This is a genomic window from Vibrio sp. 10N.261.45.E2 (genome assembly GCF_002875705.1).
Taxonomy (GTDB): domain Bacteria; phylum Pseudomonadota; class Gammaproteobacteria; order Enterobacterales; family Vibrionaceae; genus Vibrio.
Genome location: NZ_MCZZ01000054.1, coordinates 1 through 7,899 on the forward strand (window position 1 = coordinate 1; position 7,899 = coordinate 7,899).

Below are 7,899 nucleotides of genomic sequence, written 5' to 3' on the forward strand. Positions count from 1 at the left end.
CTTATTATCTGAAATCGGGAATGACTTAGTTTTCTATTTATATTTCTATAATCTTGATTATTTATAATGGCTATTAGGTTTGAAATATACTTCATTTCACGAAGTTGTTATTTCTTATCACGAAAGCTCATGCTCTCACTGTTAAATGGGCTGTGATAAGTACACTGATAGTTAATATCTATGATGTCACTTACAATGAACAACTCACCGGAAGATAAAAAGCCCCTATTGGTAATATTCATAGCGGCGACATTCTTTTTACAACCCAGCAGTTCGGCATCTTCTTTGGACACGTTTATGGCTTGATAAGTCGTCAAGTAACTGTCGATCTGAAGGCCTTTTGATAAAGCGTGCTTTTGAATCGAGCTTTCTATGATTTCGGCATTCATTTCTGGGAAGACACTAACAGGGATCTTGGCTTCTTCAATCTGGACTACTTTGTTGTTAATCAATCGAAGACGTCTAATTTTCCAAATATAGTCATTGTCATTTAAAGAAAAAATCTGCTGTTCGTGGTTATTGGGTAGCGCTTTATTCAGCTGGATCTTTTTATAAGAGATCTCTTCAAAACTGTTTTCAGTGATCGAGTTGTACACCAGTGGTGTACCAATCAGAGAAGTGTTAACGAAGTAACCAGAACCTACCTTAGATTTCACCATGCCAATCGCTTCTAGCTTGGCTAGTGCTTTACGAATCGTGAAACGAGACAATCCATATATTTCAGATAGTTCTCTTTCAGCAGGAAGCTTATGGCTGATACTGTTTTGGCAAATTTTGCTCACAATATCTTGAACAACTAATTCATATTTCTTCATTCTAAAAACTTAAAAGACACTCATGGTGACTAAATTATAGTTAACTAAATCAGATACTCAGCGCAATCCGAACGTGCTGATAATTCTAACATAGAAGGTCAAACAGATGATGGGGAAGAGGGTGGTTAAAAGGAGGTATTTGAGGGTAACTTCTGGGTGTGTGACTTCATTCTCTTTCTTGATTAGATAAGGGATAGGGTGAACTTACGCGCAAGCTGATAATAAAAAAGCCACAGCATTTACTGTGACTTTTGAATCCAACCTGACTTAAAGAGGTTTAAGCGGTTGCAGATGCTAGGGGGGCCATCTGCAACGCCTAATATCTAATGAGTGTGGCTGCTATTTGCCGACAAAACCGTTGTACAGCATGTAAAGGTGCGCGGCACTCCAGGAGAAGTTATTCGCACCCTGAACCTCGCCCGTTTCTGGGTTGTAGTTCTCCTGAATCGGGGTAGCTTCTGTTAGGCCTTGCGCATTTTGGAATAGCTTGTCGACCATTTGACGCGCTTCTACACCGTATCCATAGTTGTCCATACCGCGTACACCAAAGTAGAACTGATCCAGCCACACGCGACCACGCCAGTAAATGTCAGGGCCGTAAGCCGGGTTGTCCATTGATGCCGTGCCTAGCGGAATTTTAGGTGAGTTAAACTTGCTGGTATTTAGCATGTTCTCCACGACTTTGTCCGCGTGTTCTTGCGTCGCTGCATTGTTGAAGAGTGGTGACCAACCTTCAGGCCCCATACCGCGTTTCACTAATACCGGACCTGCACATTGGTTAGGGAGGCCATTTGGTACCACTTCGATATCGTAGTAGAAGCCTGTTGACTCATCGTACATACAGCGGTTGATGTACTCTTTGGTATCAGCCGCTTTTTCTGCAAACTCAGCGGCTTTATCTGCTTTACCCAGTACGTCGGCGATTTGCGATAGGTATAGGTTGTCTGAGTACCAGTAAGACGCTTGGTCTACCGACTCTTGCATCAGAGAGTAACCAGATAAGCTATTTGAATTATCCGTGTTTTCGTTGAACTTCACCTCCCAGTCTTTCTTCGCCAGAGCCAGTTTGTCCATGTTCTCAACCGAATTATCAAGGTAGGTCACAACTGAACCGTCTGCGCCCATCGCAATATTGTAGGTGTTGTCAAAGCCATTGGTGTCGTGCGCGTAGCGACCCATTTGGTCTATCTCTTCCGCTTTTTCTTGTGTCGGTTGTTCAGATAATCCTTGTAGGTTATCGATAGTGTCGATAAAGCCGAACACGCCTGCGTTATCACGACCTGACTCCCAACCCGCTGCGACTTTCGCAGGTATGCTCATCGCGGTGTACTCACCAGAAGTCAGTAATTCGTTGTACTTCTCGATACTCGTTTCTTTGATCCACGTATCGCCATTCGCTTCGTCTTTATATTGGAACTTCATGTCGTCCACAGACGCATCTGGTCCCCAAGAACCGTTATTCACATCATCTTCGAAAACGGTATGAATTGGATCTTTCGCTGCGCCATATTCCGGTATTCCGTTCTTGTTGGTATCACGAGCTCGTAACCACCAATCGTGGAATGCCACTAGCTTCGGATACATTTCTTCTAGCCACTTCTGTGCTTCTTCGGGACGGTTATGTTCGTCTTTCAGTGCGGTATACACTTCCCAAACAGCCCATGCAGCCAGTGATGGCTTAGTATTACGCTCGTTCCAGTTCAGGCCATCGGTCGCTTGAGGGAACACTTTTTTGTATTCCGCAGACATGCCTTCCCAACGTTCTGCTGGTAGGTTGTAAGTCACGACATCAAGTAGGTAGCCCTCATCCCAAGGGCGGACTGGATCATCAGACTGCACTTGGTATTGGAATACAGTACGAATGTTTTCCATCGCTACATCTGGGTTGAAGTGTGACATTGCGTAAGCTTGCTTCCATGTATCCCACGGCCATGTCATGTTGCCTGAGAAGTAAGGGGCCGTAACGGAAGGGGTTACGGTGTCGTGGTCAATCGCCCCCGCAGCACCACGCCAGTTCGCGTTCAATGTTTCCATTGCTTTTACTGCAACGAACTCATGCTCTTGTGAAGCCGCACCGTTGGTGAGGCCGTGTTCTAGGTATTCTTCCCAACGCATTGCTGAATCGTGCATGTAACCTTTTGGATCGGCCATCACTTTATCCAGTTTTGCAAACTCAGACGCTTGTTCTTTGGTGTTTTGAACGTGAGTGGAAGCCGTGTATAACGTGATCTCTTCGCCATCACCTAGAGAAGCCATTTGCACGAAACCTTTTTTGTCATCATTGATGGTGCTAGTTTCTGGTTTGATAGAACGCGTTACTTCGAACTTTGAATCGCCAGATGTCAACAATGACCATGAATCACGAACTGCGCCAAAAGAGACTTCTACACCATTGTCTGTCGCTGTAATATCACGGGAGTAAGTTGGGTAAGCTTCTTCAACACTACGGACTGTGTTGTCTTCATTCTTGTATGCCGTGCCATCATCCGCACGATAGTTTTGCATCAACTCACCATCCCATTCACCTTGAATATCTAGCTTATTCGGGTTTTTGATGGTGGTTTTTACAAGAGAAGTACGATTAGTCACAAAACGCATTTCTAGCTCGGCTTCGATACCGTTATCGCCTGTATACGTTTGAATCAACGCACCTGGTTGTGAGTATGCGTTTGTCAGTTCTAGCTGCATTGGCTGGCCGTCGACAGTCAGAGCCAAACGGTCGAAACGTGCAGCCATGAATGACACGTATTCTTCGGTCAATAGCGCTGTACCACCTAGCGTGATTTCACCACCTTTGGTGTCTAACGTGTGGCCATGCCATGAGCCGTTATCGAACATTGGAATGTAGCGCAGGTGGCCGCCGTGCAAATCACGTAACGCCACTGGTACACCTGCACGATCGATGGTGTTGTGGAATTCGGTTGCTTTAAGTGGAGTATCCACATTCGAGCTATTATCACTACTGTTGCATCCGCTTAGTGTTAGAGCAACCCCGACAGCAATCGCACATAAAGACGTTTTAAACTGCATGTTATATCCTTCATTTATTGGTTTTTGAATCTGATCAGGCGAAAAAAGGTCGAGACATGCCCTGCCGAGTTTCGTGAAGAAGATTCAGCCTTATTTATTTCACTTATTGGTATGAGAAAATAGCGCTATTTGCGTCAATTCTTTTTTTATTCAACTTGTTTAAATAACAAGTTATTAATTATTGAATATTATTGTAGCCTTGATGGATTACGACTAGGTTCTTTCTCAATAAAATATAATTTGTTATTAGTGCGTGTTAATCATTATTCGTTTGCCATTGATATGGCTTTTAATAATTCACCGTCAATATTTGGGATCGTATCAGAAAGAAATATCTGATTGCCTGGTGTGTAGGCCATTAACACATTTCTGAGCCGTTCACTGCCTTCTCCATTCTTGTTTTGTACATCAAACTCAATCAGTTTGTTGTACACCTCGTTCGCCAGTTTCTCTTCTTGTTCTTCAGTAATAGCAATGCGTCCTATACAGATCGGAGGGCGCACATCATGGCTGAATACTTCATCTCGAAAGCGCTTGGCGAACAACGTATCAAGCTTAGATCCTTCTTCAAAAATAAAACGGCCTTGATCTTTGAAGCGGTATTGGTCTTCACCTTTTAATTCAACGTAGTCCATCATTTCTAATGCTCGAAAATATATGGCTATTGACGTATGACTCAGTTGATATTTATTGGCAATATCTTGTGGTGACCATTTTTTTCGTCGCAATAGATACAAAAAATCAAACAAGTACGGATATTGATGGAATATTTCACTATTTATATCCGTAATAAACTGTTCGTTCTCTTGCTGTAACTGTTTGCCTCGCATAGATAATTCTACTAAGTCAGTATCTAAATGAGTCGCGTATGAGAGTATTTTATCCAGCCCTAAAGACGTGTTGTGTAGTTGTCTTTTAATGGTTGAGAGAGGAATTCCCATCCCGGCAGAGAGATCGGAATAACAAATCCCTTTCTCTTTGATTTTTTCTCGTAAAGCAGCAAGTAAATACGTTGCAGAATTATTCATCTAACAATGCCTGTTCTATTTTTGTCAGCATCCCTGATAATAAATTCAAGAGAATCCTACTCTTGTGATTTTTGTTCCAAATATTTTCAATATTAACTATGAGTTGAATTTTGCAAATTTGAGAATTTTACTTGTTGTTGATTGGACAACTTTTACTCAATGTTACTAACGTTTAACTCATTATCAGTATGGGGGTGAGTATAATTGTTTTGATGCGTAAAATTAAGTTCATAGTGGTTTTTAGTAAAAATTATCTTACGAGAGATTAATTTGTTGGGTGGGAAGTATCAATAAGTTGTACTTCGGAATTTAGTCTAGATTGATATCACAAAGTATTCGTGATTGACTGGTATTTTATTGAGGATGTGACCAGTAAAAATATTGTTATAAGGAGTAAGGAGGTTAGTTAAATAGGGAGTGTAATTATTGAAGCGTAATCATATTATATAGCTATTTATTAAACTTCCTATATATTTTTCCTATTTATTACTCGTTCTTTAATTTACTTGGTATCTCACCTTGCTTTCTCTGGCTTGAATAGGCGGAAGGGTGGAAGGGCGAAATTGTCTGCAAGCTGAGAATAAAAAAGCACATCCAATAGGGTGTGCTTTGAATGTTTGAGCTTTCTTAGTCGCGAGCTACATGGCTAAGTTTTCATTTCTCAACTTGGTTAGTAATAAACTGTTTCGTGGTTAACCTACTCCCCATATTTAGCTAACTCTATAGACGGCGTTATTAACCCCTTTAAAATGGGAAACTGAAACGAAAGAGTCTTGATAGATAGCGATCCCCGAATTACTCGTAAACGCTACGGCTAAGGGGTATTTCCCATTCCCCCGGGTTTCATCCAAAAGAAGCCCTGCAAAGAATGTAAACTTTGAATCCTCGATAACATTAACGTCGATTGAACCCTTTAATTTTTCTCCGTTTGGGAGTTCTTCGCTAAAGTGGCTAGGCAAGTTCGAACATAATTCAAAAACCTGATCCCCGGTCATATTTTCAAAGTAATTAAACGGGTCGATAAACCATTTAATACCATTAATTATTTTTGTAATAATTTCTCCATAATTATTACAAAAAGATTTTTCGTCTTATATCCCCGCCCTCAGATCGGGCGAGGGTTTACGGCTTAAATGCTAATTAACCTTTGCCCCGTCCATTCGATAGGGCGTCTTTGAATCCCCCGGAACCCCGGGGGGTAATGGTTAAAATTGGTAATCAATTGCTAGAATTAATCGGTGATTGTCTTTCGTTGGTTTCTGCGCTGTCGTCGCCTTTGTATAGTTATACTCGGCGCCTAACGTTAGGTTTTCTCTAACCGTGTATTTAACGTTAGCTAGGGCGAATTGTGACTCTGTAAGCTCCGTCATTTGGCTAAGTTCCGGGGTGTCTGACTTCCAAGCCCCATAACCAATAGTCGACTTAACGTTTTCGCTCCAGGTGTGTCCGATTGACGTCCATATTGCCTGTGACTTCTCGACGTCCAACCCGCTTCCGGTAACTTGCGAGCTAGTACCATTCGACCCAAGAACATAGCGATCATGCCCGTGACTATTGAAGTAGGACACGTTCCAAAAGTCTTTATCGGTAATTTTTAAACCACCGGAAACCTGGAACCCATAGCCCAACTCATTAAGCCTTTCTTCTTCCCCTCTCTTAGCTTTGATTTGGTTTACTACACCTGTAGCCCTTAGCCAAAATAGCTCTGTATTGGTTTCTAAGCCTAAGATTAGATCGGGAGTGTTAACGGTTCCCTTAACCTCTCCCGGCACGCCTGTTTGCTTTATAGCGTCCTTCCCTTGCTCAATAGCCAGGTCATACTTAAAGGCGCCGAAGTCCTGAGAAAATCTAAGCATTGGCTGACGGGTGAAAACGACCCCGGTAATGGTTGGCTCTAGTACCATCGAAGGATAAGCGTTCATATCCATCATGGTTGACCAAGTTTGCCCGGCTAGAAGTGTCGAATTCCCGGAATTCCACTTGATATAACCCTCACGGAAGCGAAGATTCATTTCGCCGTTGTTTAGGTTGTTAAAGTCAAAAGCAATAAAGGAATCTAAGCTTTCCCCGTTATCTAGTGCTGTTTTAGTGCCGAAGTTTAATCGGGTTAGCGTAGTATCAAGGGAAACCTCCCCGTCCGACTCTTTGGCGTATAGAACGCTAGAAAGGTTATTTGCTCCAACCCCTGAAATGTCACTATCTGCGATCATGGCCGCCGTGACTTTGCCAGAAAGGTTAAATTCGGTATTGCTTGCGTATGACGATATAGAAAAAAAAACGGCCACACTAGCAGCCGTTAAATTGAATTTATTCACGCTAGTTCCTTCAGGGACAGGTTAGAAGTACAACTTAAAGTAAGTCCAAAGAACGTTATCGTTTGTGCTTTCTTTTATGCCGTTCGTTTCCCATTCATTCTGTACGTTTTCGAATTTCAGGTTTATCCAGGTCGTTTTATTCTCATTGATAGGCGCCCCGAAAGAGACTGTTGTTTTCAAGTTTGAAAAGTCGGTTTCGCCATTTAGAGACAAGAGTTCCGGGTAAACGGTTACAAACATTCCGTTATCTGCAACGTATGTCGGATATAAGCCCCACATAAGGCCGCTAGCGCTCTTGTCGCCAATATTCTGACTTGCTGCGAAGTCGTCGCTAAACTCACCCGCCGCATAGCCTAATCGAGCGTAAATATCGAACCCCTGAATCCCTGTTTTAAATACTGTTGCCGCGCCTAAGCTAGCGGAGCTAAAAAGGTCGTTGTCAATAACGTCCAGGGAAGCGGCATAGCGCGGAGTAAGCGCGGAATCAGCTTTGAAAACGTGGTAATACTGCACTCGACTATCTTTATAGTCGCCTTCCGTGCTCATTGTTGCCTCTGCAACCGTCATAAACTCCTGGCCGTTTGAGTATCCGCCAGAAAGAGAGCCTATAAGCTTCGCGTCGCCTTTGGTGTTCATACCCGCTGTGAATTGGGTATATGTGCGCGTCATATCTGAAGGGTCGATTTGTTGCTGTTTGTAGTGGTCAAGTAA

General features: G+C 42.7%; 5 protein-coding genes. All 5 read right to left on the reverse strand.

Annotated elements, in window-relative coordinates; genetic code table 11:
- Positions 1-107 precede the first annotated feature (107 nt).
- Positions 108-815 carry a GntR family transcriptional regulator gene (locus BCT34_RS02935; RefSeq protein ID WP_076651297.1) on the reverse strand — a complete coding sequence of 236 codons (708 nt, stop codon included), beginning with the start codon at positions 813-815 and terminating at the stop codon, positions 108-110.
- Positions 816-1,154: 339 nt separating this feature from the next.
- Positions 1,155-3,845 carry an alpha-glucosidase gene (gene ygjK, locus BCT34_RS02940; protein ID WP_076651298.1) on the reverse strand — a complete coding sequence of 897 codons (2,691 nt, stop codon included), beginning with the start codon at positions 3,843-3,845 and terminating at the stop codon, positions 1,155-1,157.
- A gap of 263 nt (positions 3,846-4,108) precedes the next feature.
- Entirely contained in the window at positions 4,109-4,873 is a 765-nt protein-coding gene (locus tag BCT34_RS02945) for a transcriptional regulator (RefSeq protein ID WP_076651299.1), read from the reverse strand.
- A 1,205-nt stretch (positions 4,874-6,078) separates the two neighbouring features.
- Positions 6,079-7,188, reverse strand: coding sequence for a DcaP family trimeric outer membrane transporter (locus BCT34_RS02955; RefSeq protein ID WP_102300718.1), 1,110 nt, complete (start codon positions 7,186-7,188; stop codon positions 6,079-6,081).
- 21 nt (positions 7,189-7,209) lie between these two features.
- Positions 7,210-7,899: hypothetical protein (locus tag BCT34_RS24275; RefSeq protein ID WP_102300720.1), on the reverse strand; the 690-nt coding region annotated here is incomplete at its 5' end.